Below are 16,324 nucleotides of genomic sequence, written 5' to 3' on the forward strand. Positions count from 1 at the left end.
CATCTAACCACGCCTGCTGCGACCCAGTCGCGGCTCGAGCCGTCGTCGATCGGCCCCATGCGCAAAGCGGGCGACCAATCGCGGACGTGTATGCTCGATTGGCCCAAGGCGGCCAGACAGCCCGTCCACCACTCCCAGAAATATACCGATAAGCTTGGCGAGCTTGGCGTCCTCGAGCAACGCAATGTAAAAGACCTCCCTCAAGGTGAACAAATTCAGCAAGAATATGACTGGATATCGCCTTCCGTGTCGGAATAAAAGTTGAATGCTATTGCGAGCGTTGTAATAGCGCCGGTACCAGGGGTGATTCAGCGTTATCGTCTTGTATGGACCCAGCTTATGGCGACGCAGGTTCCCGATCCGATGAGACAGCGTCAGCGCCGGGGTGACGTACACCGGGACGCCGCAGGCACGCGCCCTGAAACAATATTCGGTGTCAACGCAATCAATAAAGAGCTTCTCGTCGAACGAGCCAATCTTCGCAAAGGCCGCGCGTGAGATCACGCAGCCGGAAGAGATCAGAGTTGCACAACGCTGCATGCCGTCATCTTCGTGAATGTCAAGCTGTCGTACAGCGATGCCATTGGTTTCCAGCACGGGGACATATTCTTGAATGGCTTCTTCGAAAATTCGGGGTCCCACTATGAAGGGCTGTGAAGCCAGCGTCGCGCAAATTTCGCGCATCACTGGAAAGTAGTCCGCCGGCATCACCGAGTCTTGATCGATCAGGGCAACTGCGTCCGCGCCCCGCTCGAACTGACTCGCCAATCCGCGATTGTGGGCTCCGGCGATGCCGTTTCTATTACCTTCATTGATCAAAGTGATGTCATGGTCTTCGAACAATATCGCCAGTCGATTGTCGGGTTGCGGTGTGTTGTCCACGACGACGAGGTCGTCGCAGTGTCTGCGCAACTCGACAGCCCGCGCGATTTGCTCCGCCGTCGGGTGGAATAGCACAACCACTGCTCCAAGCGTCGTCATTTGGTCTCACCGTATTTGAGACGATCTGGCCTATTCCGCCGGCGGCGCGGCCGGCTCGGGTTCATCGCGAGCGCCGACGAAGCGGCCGAAGACGCGGCCGAACAGCCGGTTCAGGTCGTCCAGCACGGTGAACACCGCCGGCACGAACACCAGGCTCAGCACGGTCGAGGTGATCAGCCCGCCGATCACCACCGAGGCCATCGGCGAACGGAAGGCGCCGCCCTCGCCCCAGCCGATGGCCGAGGGCACCATGCCGGCGATCATCGCCAGGGTGGTCATCACCACCGGCCGGGCGCGCTTGCGGCCGGCCTCGATCAGCGCCTCGGTGCGGCCGGCGCCGGCGGCGATCGCCTCGATCGCGAAATCGACCAGCAGGATCGCGTTCTTGGTGACGATGCCCAGCAGCATCAGGATGCCGATCACCACCGGCAGGCTGATCGGGTAGCCGGTCACCAGCAGCGCCAGGAAGGCCCCGCCGATCGACAGCGGTAGCGACACCAGGATGGTGACCGGCTGGGCGATGTCGGCGAACAGCAGCACCAGCACGGCCAGCACCAGCAGCACCCCGGCGCCCATCGCCAGGGTGAAGCCGGAGAACACCTCCTGCATGATCTCGGCGTCGCCGAAGGGCCGGATGCTGACGCCGGGCGGCAGGGCCTGCACCGACGGCAGCGCCAGCACCGCGGTCATCGCCTCGCCCAGCGGCGTCTTGCCGATCAGGTCGCCCTGGATCGCGACGCGGCGCTGGCGGTCGTAGCGGTCGATGGTGGTGGCGCCCTCGCCGAAGCCGATATGGGCGACCGAGGTCAGCGGCACCTTGCCGCCGGTCGCGGTCGGCACCCGCAGCGTCTCGAAGGTGGCCAGCTTGCCGCGGGCGGTCTCCGCGATCTGCACCCGGATCGGCACCTGGCGGTCGCCGGAGGAGAACTTGGCCAAGTTGGCCGAGATGTCGCCCAGCGTCGCGATTCGCACCGTCTCGGCGATCTGCGCCACCGAGACGCCCAGCGCCGCGGCCTCGGCCAGCCGCGGCACGATGCGGATCTCCGGCCGGTCGATCGCCGCGGTGGAGACGACATTGGCCAAGACCGGCACGCGGTCGCGGATCTCGCGCTCGATTGCCAGCGACGCCTGCTCCAGCACCGCCGAATCATTGCCGGAGAGCAGCAGCGTGAACTCCCGCGACCCGCCGCCGGCGCCGAAGCTGAAGCGCAGGTCGGGCTCGACGGCGATCTTCGCCTGCATCGTCCTTTCCCACGCCTTCTGGTCCAGGCTGCGCTCGGCCCGCGGCACCAGCGTCGCGACGATGGTCGCCTCGCGCACCTCGCCGCCGGCGACGTCGAGCGGGTTCACGCCGGTGCTGCCGACCACGGCGTAGACGCTGGTCACCTCCGGCTGGGCGCGCAACAGCGCCGACACCCGGTCGGCCACGGCCTGGGTGTCCTCCAGGGTCGATCCGGGCGGCAGCTCGATCGACAGGGAGGAGCGGGAGATGTCGTTGTTCGGCAGCAGGCCGGTCGGGAACAGGCTGGCCAGCGCGGCGGAGGCGACGAAGATGCCGAGGCCGGCCGCGATGGTGCGGCCGCGGTGCCGGATCGACCAGTCGAGCAGCCGCAGATACCGGCGCATCACCCACCCGTCGCGCGCCTCCTCATGGCCCTTGTCGCGCATCAGATAGGCCGCCATCAGCGGCGTCACCAGCCGCGCCACCAGCAGCGAGAAGGTGACGGCGACGGCGACGGTGATGCCGAACTGCTTGAAGTACTGGCCGGCGATGCCGCCCATGAAGCTGACCGGCAGGAACACCGCGACGATGGTCATGGTGGTGGCGACCACGGCCAGGCCGATCTCGTCCGCCGCCTGGATCGCGGCGCGGTAGGCCGACTTGCCCATGCGCATGTGGCGGACGATGTTCTCGATCTCGACGATGGCGTCGTCGACCAGGATGCCGGTCGCCAGCGTGATCGCCAGCAGGCTGATCGAGTTCAGCGAGAAGCCCAGCGCGTCCATCACCGCGAAGGTCGGCAGCACGGACAGCGGGATGGCGACGGCGGAGATGATCGTCGCCCGGAAATCGCGCAGGAACAGGAACACGACGATGACGGCCAGGATGGCGCCCTCGATCAGCGTCTCCATGGTCATGTCGTAATCGGCGCGGGTGTAGCGCACCAGGTTGTCGATCTCGGTGATCGACAGCTCCGGATGCTCCATCGTCAACTGCTGCAGCCGCAGCGCCGCGGCGTCGCCGACGACGACGTCGGAGAAGCCCTTGGACCGGTACAGGCTGAAGGCGACCACGGGCTTGCCGTCGACCCGGGCGAAGCTGCGCGGCTCGGCCCCGCCATCGGTCACGGTGGCCAGGTCCTGCAGCAGCGCCTGGCGGCCACCGGGCAGGGCGATGCGGCGCTGCGCCAGCTCCTCCACCGTCGCCGCCCCGGCCAGGGTGCGGATCGACTGCTCCTGCACGCCGATGGTGCCGCGGCCGCCGGCCAGGTCGATGTTGCTGGCGCGCAGCTGGTCGTTGACCTCGGACGCGGTGATGCCCAGCGCCGCCAGCCGGTCCGGGCGCAGGTCGACCCGGATTTCGCGGTCGACGCCACCGATGCGCGTGACCTGGGCGATGCCCGGAACGCTCTGCAGCGCCCGCACCACCGTGTCGTCGACGAACCATGACAGCTGCTCGACATTCATCCCCGGGATCGACGCGGCATAGGTCAGGATCGGCAGCCCGGCGACGTCGATGCGCTGGATCACCGGCTCCTCGATGCTCTGCGGCAGGGTGGTGCGGACCTTGGCCACGGCGTCGCGCACGTCGTTCACCGCCCGGTCGGTCGGCGTCTCCAGCACGAACTCGGCCATGACGACGGCGGCGCCGTCGGTCAAGGCGGTGGTGACGTGCTTGACCCCGGTCAGCCCGGCCACGGCGTCCTCGACCGGCCGGGCCACCTGGGTCTCCAGCTCGCTCGGCGCCGCCCCGGCCTGGGCGATGGTGACGGTCACCACCGGCACGTCGATGTTCGGCATCTGGGTGACCGGCAGCGACCGGAAGCTGACCAGGCCGACCACGATCAGCACGGCGAACAGGACCAGCGGCGGGATCGGCTTGCGGATCGACCAGGCCGAGATGTTCAGCGCCATGGTTCAGCCCGCCTTGGCGACCGGCGGCGACACCGGGGCGATGCGGTCGCCGGAGCGCAGGAAGCTGCCGGCGCGCAGCACCACCGCCTCGCCCTCGGCCAGGCCGCGGCGGATCTCGACCCGGCCGTCGCCGACGAAGCCGGTCTCGACCGGCCGGCGCTCGACCACCGCGTCGCGCACCGCCTGGACATAGGCGCCCTCGGCGCTGAAGAACACCGCCGACAGCGGCACGGTCAGCGCGGACCTGCGGCCGGTTTCGATCGCGCCTTGGGCGAAGACGCCGGGGCGCAGCCCGGGCTCGGCTGGCAGGGTGACGGCGACGCGGCCCAGCCGGCTGGTGGCGTCGACCGTCGGGTCGACCAGCCGCACCGTGCCGCGCACCGGCCGGTCGATGCCGGTCAGCTGCAGCTCGACCGACTGGCCGATGACGACGCGCGGCATGCCGGTCTCGGTCACCTCGGCCCGGAACTCGACCTCGCCGTCGCGGATCAGCCGGAACAGCGGCTGGCTCGACAGCCCGACCACGGCGCCGATGCGGGCCTGCCGCTCCGACACCACGCCGGCCACCGGCGCCTTGATCTCGGACCGGGCGATGCGCAGCGCGACATCGTCCCGCTGCGCCTGGGCCAGCGCCTTGTCGGCCATGGCCGAATGCGCCGTCTCCTGGGCCGAGGCGATGCGGGCCTCGGCGACCTTGACCTCGGTCTGCCGCGCCAGCAGCTGCTCGGCCGAGGCGTTGCCGTTGCCGCGCAGCGTCTGCGTCCGCTCCAGCGAGGCCTGGGACTGGATGGCCGAGGCCTGGGCTTCGGCGATCGAGGCCTGGGCCTGCTGGATCGCGGCCTCGGCCTTGGCGATGTTGGCGTCGCTCTGGGCCAGCTGGGTGTCCAGCTGGGCGTGGTCCAGCCGGGCCAGCACCTGGCCGGCGCCGACCCGGTCGCCGACATCGGCATCGATCGCGACGATGCGCAGCCCGTCGACCTCGGCCCCGACCAGCACCTCCTCGCGCGCCATCAGCGTGCCGGTCACGGCCAGGGTCTCGACCACCTCGTGCAGCTCGGCCCGGGCGACGGTGGTCACCGGGGCCGGGGCGGCGGCATCGCCGGACGGCTGTCCGACGCGGTCGGAGGCCAGGATGCGCCAGCCGCCGGCCACCACCGAAAGGCCGATGACCGCCAGAGCCAGGAGGCCGAGGCGGCGGGAACGAAGGATATTCATCACCGGATCTCCCGCTCAGGCCGATTTGCGGCGCTCTTGACGGGGAACCAGATCCTCCAGGATTGCGGCGATTTCCCGGCGGGCGTCGTGGCGCGCGAAATCGGCCTGCAGCGCCTGGGCCCGGCGCCGGTAGCGCGGGTCGGACAGGACGGTGCGGACCGCGTCGCGCAGCTGCTCTGGCCGCGGCTGGCCGGTGCCGAGATTGATCCCGGCTCCGCTCCAGGCCACGCGGGCCGCGATCTCCGGCTTCTCCTCGGTGTCCCCCGCCACCACGATCGGGACGCCGAGGCTGAGGGCGTAGTTGACCGAGCCATAGCCGCCATTGGTGACAAGCACGTCGACCTTGGGCAACAGCCGATCATAGGGCACGAAGCGCTCGGCCCGGGCATTCGCCGGGATCGGCACCGGAATCGCCTCGACCGGCGGGCCGCCGGTGGTGGCGATGACCAGGGCGTCCTCGCCGGCGAGTCCGGTCAGGGTCGGGCCGATCAGCTGGCCGAAATCCTCGTTCGCCAGCGTGCCCTGGGTGGCCAGCACCACCGGCCGGCCGCCGTCCAGCTCGCCCCACCAGCTGGGCGCTTGGAAGGCCTTGGTCGGCGGCGCCAGCAGGGGGCCGACGAAGCGCACCGTTTCCGGCAGGTCGCTGCGCGGATACTCGAAGGATTCGCCGGTCAGCTGCAGATAGAAGTCGGGCAGGATGATGAAGCTGTCGAACATGAATTCCGGCAGCGGCGGGCAGCCGATCGACGCCAGCGTGTCGTTGAACCCCTGCTGCATGCCGGCGCACAGGGTCTGCATGGTCCGGTGCATGGCGATGTTGCGCGCCCGGCCCTCCGGGGTCGAGGAGGGCGGCAGCCCCGAGCCGAAGAAGGCGGTGTCGACGCTGGTGGCGCCCAGCGCGGTGATGCCGAGCGTAACCACCGCCGGCCGGGCCTCACGCGGGCCCAGCAGCATCGGCACGGCGCCGGCGAAGACCGTGTCGCCCAGGATGGCGTCGGCCGGGAAGCCGCTCAGAATCTCCTCCAGCCCGGCCTTCTGGCCCAGCATCGCGTCGCAGACGAAGTGCTTCAGCCCGAACATCATCTTCTCCGGGCCGGGCTGCGCCTTGCGGTAGTCCGGGAAATAGTCGTCGACCTGCCGGTAGTCGAGATCGATCTCGCTGCGGAACGGGACGAAGCGCGCCCCGGTCGCCTCCGCCTTCTCGCGGAATGGGCTGGCGGTGTGCACGACGACCTCGTGGCCGAGGCCGACCAGATGATGCGCGATCCCGAGCAGCGGCGAGACGTGCCCCGGCAGGGCGGTCGCGGCGACGATGAAACGGGCCATATCGGATCGATCCTTACGCCGGGCGGCGCTGGTGCCGCCCGGCCTTGCTGCAGGTCACTCGGCGGCGACGGGGGTCGGCTCGGGTGTCCAGGCTTCGGCCGCCTCGACCGAGTCCCGGATCTTCAGGTTGCGCAGGTAGCGCTCGATCAGGTCCAGCCCGACCGGCGGGATGGTGCCGCCGACCTCCGCCAGCCGCGCATGGGTGGCCTCGAAGGACAGGGACGGCAGGGCGAGCGACGTGTCGTATTCGCCGAAGATCGACAGCACGGTGGCGAGGTCGCGGTCGCGGCTGTCGAGCCGGTTCAACTGCGCCTGCTCCAGCCAGGGCGCCAGCGGCAGCAGCTCGATCTGCAGCCCCAGCCGCTGGAGGATCGGCACCATGTCGCGCAGATGGACGGTGCCCTGGCTGACCAGGTGGTAGACGCCGCCCCAGGGTTTGTCGCTGCGCGCCAGCCGCAGCATCGCGTCGGCGATGTCGTCGGCCGGCGTCATCGGCAGGTGGATGTCGGGGACGGCGCCGAGGCCGGCCGAGGCCCGCACCACCCGCCAGATCATGTCGCGGTCGTTGCAGAGCCCGGAGATGCGGTCGCCGGTGACGGTGCCCAGCCGGTACACCGCCACCGGCAGGCCGCGCGCCTGGGCCTGCCGCACCAGCGTGTCGCCGACCCATTTGCTCTGGCTGTAGCCGCCGACCAGCCCGCGCCAGCTCTCCAGCCCCGATGCCTCGGTGATCAGCACCGGGCCGCTGGCCGGGTCGATCACCGACTGGGTCGAGACGTAGTGCAGGGCCTTCGGCCGGCCGGTCGCGGTCCAGCCGATCAGCGTCCGCACCGCGTCGACATTGGGCCCCTTGAGGGCGGCATAGCCCTGCAGGAAGTCGATCATCGCGCCGCAATGGAAGATGGCGTCGCACTCGTCGCGGATGACGGCGATGCCGTGCTCCTCGAGGCCGAGATCCGGCTCGCCCATGTCGCCCATCAGGATCTCGATGCGGTGCTCGTCCCACAGCTCGGACAGCCCGCGCTCCGCCAGGGTCCGGCGCAGCCGGGTCCGGGCCGCGCCCCGGCTCATCGCCCGCACCAGGCAGACGATGCGGGCGTCGGTGTCGCGCAGCAGCGTGGCGAGGATCTGGCTGCCGACGAAGCCGGTGGCGCCGGTCAGGAACGCTTGGCTGAACTCGACCGGCGGCAGCACTGCCTGCGGCTGGATGCCGTCGTCGAGGCGGGCGTCGGCCGCGAGGTCGAGCGAAGCGGCGGCGAGGCCGTCGCCGAGGGCCTGGTCGACCTTCCCGGCGAGGCCGGCGATGGTCGAGACCTCGAACACCATCGCCAGCGGCAGGTCGACGGCGAAGGTCGCCTTCACCCGGCCGATCAGCTGCGCCACCAGCATGGAATGGCCGCCGAGCTCGAAGAAGTTGTCCTCGACGCCGACCTGCTCCAGCCCGAAGGTCTCGGCCCAGATCGCCGCCAGGGTCGCCTCGGTCGGCGTCCGCGGCGCGACGTAGCCGGCGGAGGATTGCCGCTCCGGCGCCGGCAGCGCCTTGCGGTCCAGCTTGCCGCTCGGGGTCAGCGGCAGGGCGTCCAGCGCGGTGAAGGTGGTCGGCACCATGTAGTCGGGCAGCCGCAGCGCCAGATCGTGCCGCAGCGCCGCCGGCTCCAGCACCGCGCCGGTCTCCAGCACCACATAGGCGGCCAGATACGGGTCGCCCGGCCGGTCCTCGCGGGCGACCACCGCCGCCTGGACCACGGTATCGCTGCGGATCAGCGCCGCCTCGATCTCGCCCAGCTCGATGCGGAAGCCGCGCAGCTTGACCTGGTGGTCGATGCGGCCGAGGAAGTCGAGGGTGCCGTCGGCCCGCCAGCGCACCAGGTCGCCGGTGCGGTACATCCGGCTGCCGGGCGCGCCGTAGGGGTTGGCGACGAAGCGTTCGGCCGTCAGCATCGACCGGTTGATGTAGCCGCGGGCGAGGTTGGCCCCGGCCAGGTACAGCTCGCCATTGACGCCGGCCGGGACCGGCTGCAGCCCGGGGTCGAGCACGTAGAGCTGGGTGTTCCAGATCGGCCGGCCCAGCGGCACCGGCCCGGGCTCGGCGTCGCGGCGGCACTCCCAATAGGTCACGTCGACCGCCGCCTCTGTCGGCCCGTACAGGTTGTGCAGCGGCACCGCCAGCGTCGCGTGGAACTGGGTCTGCAGGTCCTCGGGCAGGGCCTCGCCGCTGCAGAAGACGCGCCGCAGCCCGGTGCAGCCGGCCGCCTCCGGCTCCTGCAGGAAGGCGCGCAGCATCGAGGGGACGAAATGCAGGGTGGTGATCCGCTCGTCGCGGATCAGCCGGGCCAGATAGGCCGGGTCGCGGTGCCCGCCGGGCTGGGCCACCACCAGCGTGGCACCCTGGATCAGCGGCCAGAAGAACTCCCAGACCGAGACGTCGAAGCCGGACGGCGTCTTCTGCAGCACCCGGTCGTCGGCCGTCAGGCCGTATTCGGCCTGCATCCAGCGCAGCCGGTTGACGATGGCGCCATGCGACACGGCAACGCCCTTCGGCCGGCCGGTCGAGCCCGAAGTGTAGATCACATAGGCGGGATGCAGCGGCGTCAGCGTGCCGGCGGCGTCGCCGAGGCCGGACGGGTCGGCCGCGGCCAGCGCGGCCCCCACCTCCGCCGTGTCGAGCACCAGGCGGTCGGCATCGTCCGGCACCACCCAGGCGAAGTCCCTGGTGGTCACCACCGTGACCGGCCGGGCGTCGCCGAGCATGTAGGCGATGCGGTCCAGCGGATAGTCGGGGTCGATCGGCAGATAGGCGGCGCCGGTCTTGAGGATGGCGAGCAGGCCGACGACCAGCTCGACCGACCGCGGCAGCGCCACGGCGACGATCCGCTCCGGCCCGGCGCCGCGCGCGGCCAGCAGCCGGGCCAGGCGGTTGGCGCGGGCGTCGAGCTCGGCATAGCTCAGCTCGTCCCGCTCGAACACCAGCGCGGTCGCGGCCGGCGCCGTCCGGGCCTGGGCGTTGAGCAGCGCGGTCAGCGTGTCCGGCTCGACCGGCCGGTCGGTCCGGTTCCAGTCCACCAGCAGCCGCTGCCGCTCTTCCGGGGCCAGGAGGTCGATCCCGCCGATGGACCGGCCGAGATCGGCGACGACCGAACGGACCAGGCGGAGCAGCCGCTCGCGGTGGCCGGCCAACTCCTCGGCCGTGTACAGCGCCGAATTGGCGTCCAGGTCGATGCACAGGCCCTTGTCGTCGCCGCGGTCGTAGATGAACACGCCGAGATTGTTGGTCGACCCGTTCGACAGGTTCTGCGGCGTCATCGGCAGGCCGCCGAAGCGCAGGTCGTAGTCGAAGGGCTCGATGTTGACCAGCATCGTGAACAGCTGCTGGTTGTTGGGCAGCAGGTTCAGGTCGCGCCGCATGTCCTCGTAGCGGTACTGCTGGTGCCGCAGGCACTGGCGGACCTCGGTGCCGACCTGGCGGATCACGTCCTGCATGGTCAGCGCCGGGTCCATCCGCAGCCGCAGCGGCACGGCGTTGGCCAGCATCGCCGGGGTGCGCCGCATCCGGGCATTGGCCCGTGCGGTGACGGTGAGGCCGACGATCAGGTCCTCGGCCCCGGTCATGCGGTAGAGATAGGTGGTGGTCAGGGCGATCAGGATCTGCGGCAGGCTGGCGCCGATGGACTGCGCCAGGGCGCGCAGGGACGTCACCAGGCCCGGCTCCATGAAGGACCGGTCGCGCAGCAGGTCGCCGGATGCCAGCCGGCGGTGGGACAGCGTGATCGGCGACGGCGTGTCGGCGAAGCGCTCCATCCAGTAGTCGCGGTCACGGCCGAAGCGGTCGGAGCCGCGATAGGCCGCCTCCTCCCCCAGCACCTCGGCCAGCGCGCCGAACGCGGTGGTGTCGCTTGGCGGCCGGCCCTCGACCAGGGCGGTGTACAGCTCCGCGACGCGGCGGGTGCACAGCCCGCCGGACAGGCCGTCCATCAGCAGGTGGTGGCAGCGGTGGTACCAGATGAAGGATTCGTCCGCGATCTTCAGCACGGCGGAGTACCACAGCTCATCGGTCAGCGGGTCGAGCGGCCGGGCGTAGTCCGACTTCATCCACCGGCCGGCGGCGTCCCGCGGGTCCGGCTCGGCGCTGAAATCGATGAAGGGGATGTCGCCTTCATATTCGTGCCGGATCAGCTGCCGCGGGCCTTCGCCGCCCTCGACGAAGCGGATGCGCACCGCCTCGGCCTCCCGCGTCAGCTGCCGCAGCGCCGCCTGCATCAGGCCGGCATCGAGCGGGCCGTGGATCTCGATCGCCTCGGCGAGGTTGAACTCGATCTCGGGCATGAACTTCTGCGCCAGCCACATGCCGGTCTGGGCCGTCGTCAGGGGCAGCGAGGCGCTGCCGAAATCGATGCTGTCCATGGCTCAACTCGCTCGCAGAATATAAAGGGGGGCCGTCCGCAGGCGGTGGTCACCGACCGGCCGGCGATGCCGGCCGCAGATCGGTCCAATGGCTGTCGATGTGGTCCTGGCAGGACGGGCGGGCGGCGTCGCGCAGCACCGCGGTCCAGCCGGACGGGACCGGGATGAAGGCCGGCCACAGCGAATGCTGCCCCTCGTCGTTGACCAGGACGTGGAAGCGGCCTTCCGGATTGTCGAAAACGCTGGTCATATCCAGGCTCCCCGATGCCCACGCCTGGCGGCGCGGCCGGCACAAATTGGCACAAGGACTCGAATTGAAATCTTTCGCGGTCCGGCGGCAGTGCCGCGGCCGGCGCCTTCGGTAATGATCGCGATCCCCACGCCGCCTCGCTCCGCCGGGCCAGTCCAACGCATGACGGACATGCGCGGGACCGGCATCGCAGCTCAATGAGTCCTAACCGCGCGAAGCTTGGTGTGAATCGAAAGCTGTCGGGAGCTGTATAGGTTTACAGGTTTTGCTCAGGCACAAATGATGATGTCATGCATCATCCCTCTGGCAATCGCTTGTGACAGTGTTGCGACACCGAATTTCTGCTTGGCATTCTCGGTATGGAACACCACGGTGCGGCGGCTGATACGCATGATCTCGGCGATGTCCGACGCGCTCTTGCCCTTGGCCGCCCATTGCAGGCAGTCGATCTCCCGCGGCGTCAGCGCCGGCCGCGTCTCGGGCTCGGGCCGCTCATCCTGACGCAGCCGGGCATGCAGATGCAGCGCCACCAGATGCAGCGCGTGCTGATTCTGGTCGATGCAGCGCTGGAAGTCGGGCTCCAGGCCGAACTCGGCCAGGGTCAGGCTGGACGCGCGGCCCTGCCGGTCGTGGATCGGGATGGTCACGCCGCGCCGGATGCCGGCCTCCGCCGCCTCGTCCAGGAACGCCTTCAGCCGCCGCGAGGGCGGCTGCCGCGGCGATTTCAGCGACTCGATCGTCCAGCTGAAGGGCAGCATGGTGCCGACCGCGCGCGCGATCACCGGATCGATCCGGTCGTAGCGGTGCTCGCCGTAGCGTTCGACCCAGTCCGCGGGATAGGTCGTCAGCATCAGCGGCATGTCGTCTTCCCCCGACGGGAAGCTGACATAGGCAAAGTATCTCAGCCCATACCCCCGGACCGTCTGCTCCAACAGCTCCCCCACCCCCAGCCGACCGATGGCCGGGAGGTGTAGGATGAAATTCTGGAAAATTTGATCCATTTGCCCCTCATCCGCATCGTGCTCTCTCGGGGGTTCCCCCTTTCTTGATAATTTTATTGGTTATTATTGAGTTTTTCTGCGCCACGTTAAGTCATGGCGGCTGGGCTCATTGTATTTCTATTCGGCGGATACCGCAAAGAAGATTCGCATAAGACCGTATGGGGTGCCGGCTGCGGCAAGCCGCCGCGGGCCCCCGGCGCGGCCCCGATCCGGCTGCCATCCGCCATCACAGGACGAAATCGCATCCCGTCGGCGGGCGTCTCGATTCGTGGATCTCGATCGGCAGTCAATCTGCATAACATAGCAGGTATACTTGCGAGATCTGAGTGATAGGAATGGTTTCTGTCGGCCGATTTCTGAAAATCGACCGGCCAGCTGCCTGGACGACAGGGCTTCGTCGGATAGATTCTTTCTGCGTTCGAAGAATAATCTCTCCTGATCGAGGTTCGTTTGGCGAAGTCGCGGTCTCGGCGGCGGCAACCAGAAGTCCTTCCTTCACACACAGGAGACGTTCATGAGCGGCATCTTTGATCTGACCGGCCTTCTCGGCAGCCTGCTGCACGATGTCGGCGACGTGGTGGGCGGCGCGGTCGCCGGCGTCGGCAGCACGGTCGGCACGGCGGTGGGCGAGACCGGCGAGATCGTCGGCGGCGTGGTGAGCGAGGTCGGCGCGGTCGTCGGCGACGCGCTGGGCGACGTGGTCGGCGGCGCCACCTCGGCCGTCGGTTCGGTGCTCGAGGGCACGCAGTCGGCCGTCGGCGATGTCGTCGCGGGCGTCGGCGATGCGGTCGGCCACATCGGTGACGGCGTCGGCAACGCGCTGGGCAGCGTGCTCGGCGGCCTGTTCGGCCACCTCGACTTCAACCTCTGAGAGACCGTTTGGAAACGCGCTGGCGTGAGTCGGCTGGCGGTGGTTTCGAGACCCGGCGCGCAGCGGACGTTTGAGTCCGTGAGCACCGGAAGCGCAGAAACCGCCGTCAGACGGCCGCGCCAGTAGCGTTTCCACACGGTCTCTGAGTCGCCAGGCCGGGGCAGGGGCTTTGTCCCGGCTTCTCGGCGGAACGGGCGTGGTCTCCGCCGCTTTGCCGCAGCAGGCCCTGCCGGCTTGGCGGGACCCGGATGGCTGCTTTATGGTCGGACCTTTCCGATCCCAGGTGACCCGATGGACCAGAACGCCGACACCAAACCGGCCATCCCGCCCGAGCTGGCGGAGCTGCGCAGCAGCATCGACAACATCGACGCGGCCCTCGTGCATCTGCTGGCCGAGCGCTTCAAATGCACCCAGAAGGTCGGGCGGCTGAAGGCGACGGTCGGCCTGCCGCCGGCCGATCCGGGCCGCGAGGCGGCGCAGATCGCGCGGCTGCGCCGGCTGGCCGAGGACTCGCATCTCGACCCGGACTTCGCCGAGAAGTTCCTGGCCTTCATCGTCGCCGAGGTGATCCGCCACCACGAAGCCATCCGTGAGGGCACCCGGGACTGAGCCGACCCTTCAATGGCACGTCCCGAACCACCCGACGTCCAGATGCAGATGATCCCGGTGCGCCGCGTTGTAGTCGGGTGACAGCACCACGTCGAAGATCCGGCAGGCGCGGTCGCGCAGGCTGTGCAGGAAGCGCGCCTCGGGCCCGTCGCCGGCCCAGCCCCGGGCCACGGTGATCCGCCGCCCGTCTGCCAGCCGCACCGCGGCGAGGTCGATGGCGTCGGCGGTGGCATGCCGGCTGCGCCGCCCCTCCGCCCGATTGTTGACATTGCGGCAGGCATAGGTGCCGAGATGCTCGACCGCCGCGACCCCCTGGCCGAAGGCCTCCTGCGCCGCCGGCTGCAGCGCGTGCCGCTCGAACAGGGCGAAGGCGACGGCCAGGCGGCAGGAGGCGACGAAGCCGCGGTCGAGGCCGGCGCCGGAGACCGCGACCGCGTTCTCGATCGCGCAGCCCGGCGCGTCCTGCCGGTCGGGCACCGGGCGGGTGCTCAAGCCCGAGGTCGCCAGCACCGCCCGGCACAGATCGGGGTCGGCCTTCACCCGCGCCAGCTTGAGGCCGGTCAGGAGGTTCGGCGGGTCGCGCAGGTCGAGCGGCGCCCAGGGGTTCCAGCGCTCCGGCACGGCGATGTCGCCGCGCCACAGCAGAGCCGCCGCCAGGACGGCCAGCATCAGAACGGACAGGAGCAGGATCCGGCGGCGCATCGTCGTCTATATCGGGCCGGCCCGGCTTGCCGGCCAGACCCGGCCGACCCAGATCACTGAAGCCGGCCACCCGGCCACCGATCCCCGGCCGTCGACCCCCGGGCCGTCTCCAAGGAGCCTTCCATGTCCACCCACCCCGCGATCCGGGCCGGCCGCGTCGCCGTCGTCACCGGCGCCGCCGGCGGCATCGGCCTCGCCGCCGCCAGGCGCTTTGCCTCGATCGGCCTCAAGGTCGTGCTCGCCGACCTGCCTGGCGAGGCGCTCGACCGCGCCGCCGGCGAGGTGGCGGAGCTCGCCGCCGGCGGCGCCCCGGACATCCGCGCCGTGCCGACCGATGTGTCCCGGCACGAGCAGGTCGAGGCGCTGCGCGATGCCGCCCTCTCGGCCTTCGGCGAGGTCGGGGTGCTGATGAACAACGCCGGCATCGGCCAGGGCGGCGGCCCGTGGGAGAATTACGACCGCTGGCGCCGGCTGCTCGACGTCAACCTCTACGGCGTGATCCACGGCGTCCAGGCCTTCGCCCCGGCGATGATCGCGCAGGGCGGCGACGGGCTGATCGTCAACACCGGCTCGAAGCAGGGCATCACCACCCCGCCGGGCGACACCGCCTACAACGTCTCCAAGGCCGGGGTGAAGGCGCTGACCGAGGGGCTGGCGCATGCCCTGCGCGAGACCGAGGGCTGCCGCGTCACCGCGCATCTCCTGATCCCCGGCTACACCTTCACCGGCATCACCGCCCGCGGCGCCACCGAGAAGCCGGCGGCGGCCTGGACCGCGGATCAAGTGGTCGAGTTCATGCTCGACAGCCTCGGCCGCGGCGACTTCTACATCCTCTGCCCCGACAACGACGTCACCCGGGCGACGGACGAGAAGCGCATCCGCTGGGCGGCGGAGGACATCATCCGCAACCGGCCGGCGCTGTCGCGCTGGCATCGCGACCACAAGGACGATTTCGCCGCCTATATGGCGCGGCGGGACTGACCGCGCCCGCCCTCGGGGCTCGGTCCCCGGGGGCGGCGACCGGCCATTCGATCAATCGCATTCCTGGAAATTTTTGCGCTCTTTAGTTGCACGCATAAGTAGGACGAAGGGTTTCGTCTTGCACCCATAGGTAATCGATTCTAAGATTTAAGTCCCAGTCTGGTTCCATGACAGGCATTTCATCGTCCTCCGCATTTTTCATCGGGGACCAGGCTGGGACCTTGCGTTCGCGTTCGGGCCTACCGCCCTCAACCGGACAATCCCGGCCGGTCCAGCGGCACCGGCTTGCTCATGAACACGGTGGTGCCCTCCAGGAACAGCTCCTCCCGCTCCACGGCGAAGCCGGCGCGGGCGTAGAGGTCGACATTCCCGGCGAAGCGCGGATTGGTGTACAGCCGCAGCAGCGGCCGGCCCAGCTCCGCCGCCAGCGCCTCGGCATGGGCCAGCAGGCGCCGGCCGTGGCCGCGGCGCTGGGCATGGGGCGAGACCGCCAGGTTCTTGATCAGCAGGTGATCGCCGCGGTCGATGATCTCGATCAGCGCGACCAGATCGTCGCCCTCGAACAGCAGGTCGATCCGGTGCTCGCGCACGGCCAAGTCGTAATCGGCCGTCATCGGCTTCGGCTCGCGGCCGATCACCGGCACCCATTTGGCATAGGCGGCGCGGGTCAGCGCCCGGACGGCGTCGGCGTCGCCGGCATTGGCCCGGCGAATCCGGGGCTCGGTCGTCGCCTGGTGGGCCTGCGGGTCGAGGGCGGGCTGGCTCATGGTCTGCGTTCCTTCGGGGGGCAGGGCGGCCGGCAAGAAAAAACCCGCCGGTCGGGGACGGCGGGTTGCGGTGGTCGGGATCCGG

At 69.7% G+C, this 16,324-nt stretch carries 12 protein-coding genes; 3 read left to right on the plus strand and 9 right to left on the minus strand.

Annotated features, from left to right (window positions below; all coding sequences use genetic code 11):
- Positions 1–3 precede the first annotated feature (3 nt).
- The 7 genes from ACTOWL_RS22820 to ACTOWL_RS22850 form a co-directional block, all read right to left on the minus strand.
- Positions 4–981, minus strand: a complete 978-nt coding sequence (locus ACTOWL_RS22820) for a glycosyltransferase family 2 protein (protein ID WP_441323570.1) — start codon at positions 979–981, stop codon at positions 4–6.
- A 30-nt stretch (positions 982–1,011) separates the two neighbouring features.
- A complete protein-coding gene (locus tag ACTOWL_RS22825; RefSeq protein WP_441323571.1) occupies positions 1,012–4,116 on the minus strand; it encodes an efflux RND transporter permease subunit in 3,105 nt (1,034 codons plus the stop codon).
- Positions 4,117–4,119: 3 nt separating this feature from the next.
- Positions 4,120–5,331 (minus strand): efflux RND transporter periplasmic adaptor subunit, encoded by a 1,212-nt coding sequence (locus ACTOWL_RS22830; RefSeq protein WP_441323572.1) that lies wholly within the window; start codon positions 5,329–5,331, stop codon positions 4,120–4,122.
- A gap of 15 nt (positions 5,332–5,346) precedes the next feature.
- Positions 5,347–6,657, minus strand: coding sequence for a glycosyltransferase (locus tag ACTOWL_RS22835; RefSeq protein ID WP_441323573.1), 1,311 nt, complete (start codon positions 6,655–6,657; stop codon positions 5,347–5,349).
- A 54-nt stretch (positions 6,658–6,711) separates the two neighbouring features.
- Positions 6,712–11,058, minus strand: a complete 4,347-nt coding sequence (locus ACTOWL_RS22840) for an amino acid adenylation domain-containing protein (protein ID WP_441323574.1) — start codon at positions 11,056–11,058, stop codon at positions 6,712–6,714.
- 49 nt (positions 11,059–11,107) lie between these two features.
- Complete coding sequence (locus ACTOWL_RS22845; protein WP_441323575.1) at positions 11,108–11,308, minus strand: MbtH family protein; 201 nt, start codon at positions 11,306–11,308, stop codon at positions 11,108–11,110.
- Positions 11,309–11,577: 269 nt separating this feature from the next.
- Positions 11,578–12,309 carry a helix-turn-helix transcriptional regulator gene (locus ACTOWL_RS22850; RefSeq protein WP_441323576.1) on the minus strand — a complete coding sequence of 244 codons (732 nt, stop codon included), beginning with the start codon at positions 12,307–12,309 and terminating at the stop codon, positions 11,578–11,580.
- A 514-nt stretch (positions 12,310–12,823) separates the two neighbouring features.
- On the opposite strand from ACTOWL_RS22850, the gene ACTOWL_RS22855 reads away from it, so the two are divergent.
- Positions 12,824–13,180 carry a hypothetical protein gene (locus ACTOWL_RS22855; RefSeq protein ID WP_441323577.1) on the plus strand — a complete coding sequence of 119 codons (357 nt, stop codon included), beginning with the start codon at positions 12,824–12,826 and terminating at the stop codon, positions 13,178–13,180.
- Positions 13,181–13,471: 291 nt separating this feature from the next.
- On the plus strand, positions 13,472–13,789 hold the full coding sequence (locus ACTOWL_RS22860; RefSeq protein WP_441323578.1) for a chorismate mutase: 318 nt from the start codon (positions 13,472–13,474) through the stop codon (positions 13,787–13,789).
- A 9-nt stretch (positions 13,790–13,798) separates the two neighbouring features.
- On the opposite strand, the gene ACTOWL_RS22865 is transcribed toward ACTOWL_RS22860, so the two are convergent.
- The gene (locus ACTOWL_RS22865) at positions 13,799–14,491 is read right to left on the minus strand and encodes an extensin-like domain-containing protein (RefSeq protein ID WP_441323579.1); all 693 of its coding nucleotides are present in this window, start codon (positions 14,489–14,491) and stop codon (positions 13,799–13,801) included.
- Between the two features lie 123 nt (positions 14,492–14,614).
- Between ACTOWL_RS22865 and ACTOWL_RS22870 the strand changes: the two genes are divergently transcribed.
- Complete coding sequence (locus ACTOWL_RS22870; RefSeq protein WP_441323580.1) at positions 14,615–15,472, plus strand: SDR family NAD(P)-dependent oxidoreductase; 858 nt, start codon at positions 14,615–14,617, stop codon at positions 15,470–15,472.
- Positions 15,473–15,720: 248 nt separating this feature from the next.
- Here the strand turns inward: ACTOWL_RS22870 and ACTOWL_RS22875 are convergent, their stop codons facing one another.
- Entirely contained in the window at positions 15,721–16,239 is a 519-nt protein-coding gene (locus ACTOWL_RS22875) for a GNAT family N-acetyltransferase (RefSeq protein WP_441323581.1), read from the minus strand.
- Between the last annotated feature and the right edge of the window lie 85 nt (positions 16,240–16,324).

The organism is Inquilinus sp. CA228 (assembly GCF_052078665.1).
Lineage (GTDB): Bacteria > Pseudomonadota > Alphaproteobacteria > DSM-16000 > Inquilinaceae > Inquilinus.

Excerpts from the sequence above, each read along its gene's own strand:
- ACTOWL_RS22820 (WP_441323570.1), bottom strand. The coding sequence starts at position 981 with ATGACGACGCTTGGAGCAGTGGTTGTGCTATTCCACCCGACGGCGGAG.
- ACTOWL_RS22825 (WP_441323571.1), bottom strand. The coding sequence starts at position 4,116 with ATGGCGCTGAACATCTCGGCCTGGTCGATCCGCAAGCCGATCCCGCCG.
- ACTOWL_RS22830 (WP_441323572.1), bottom strand. The coding sequence starts at position 5,331 with ATGAATATCCTTCGTTCCCGCCGCCTCGGCCTCCTGGCTCTGGCGGTC.
- ACTOWL_RS22835 (WP_441323573.1), bottom strand. The coding sequence starts at position 6,657 with ATGGCCCGTTTCATCGTCGCCGCGACCGCCCTGCCGGGGCACGTCTCG.
- ACTOWL_RS22840 (WP_441323574.1), bottom strand. The coding sequence starts at position 11,058 with ATGGACAGCATCGATTTCGGCAGCGCCTCGCTGCCCCTGACGACGGCC.
- ACTOWL_RS22845 (WP_441323575.1), bottom strand. The coding sequence starts at position 11,308 with ATGACCAGCGTTTTCGACAATCCGGAAGGCCGCTTCCACGTCCTGGTC.
- ACTOWL_RS22850 (WP_441323576.1), bottom strand. The coding sequence starts at position 12,309 with ATGGATCAAATTTTCCAGAATTTCATCCTACACCTCCCGGCCATCGGT.
- ACTOWL_RS22855 (WP_441323577.1), top strand. The coding sequence starts at position 12,824 with ATGAGCGGCATCTTTGATCTGACCGGCCTTCTCGGCAGCCTGCTGCAC.
- ACTOWL_RS22860 (WP_441323578.1), top strand. The coding sequence starts at position 13,472 with ATGGACCAGAACGCCGACACCAAACCGGCCATCCCGCCCGAGCTGGCG.
- ACTOWL_RS22865 (WP_441323579.1), bottom strand. The coding sequence starts at position 14,491 with ATGCGCCGCCGGATCCTGCTCCTGTCCGTTCTGATGCTGGCCGTCCTG.
- ACTOWL_RS22870 (WP_441323580.1), top strand. The coding sequence starts at position 14,615 with ATGTCCACCCACCCCGCGATCCGGGCCGGCCGCGTCGCCGTCGTCACC.
- ACTOWL_RS22875 (WP_441323581.1), bottom strand. The coding sequence starts at position 16,239 with ATGAGCCAGCCCGCCCTCGACCCGCAGGCCCACCAGGCGACGACCGAG.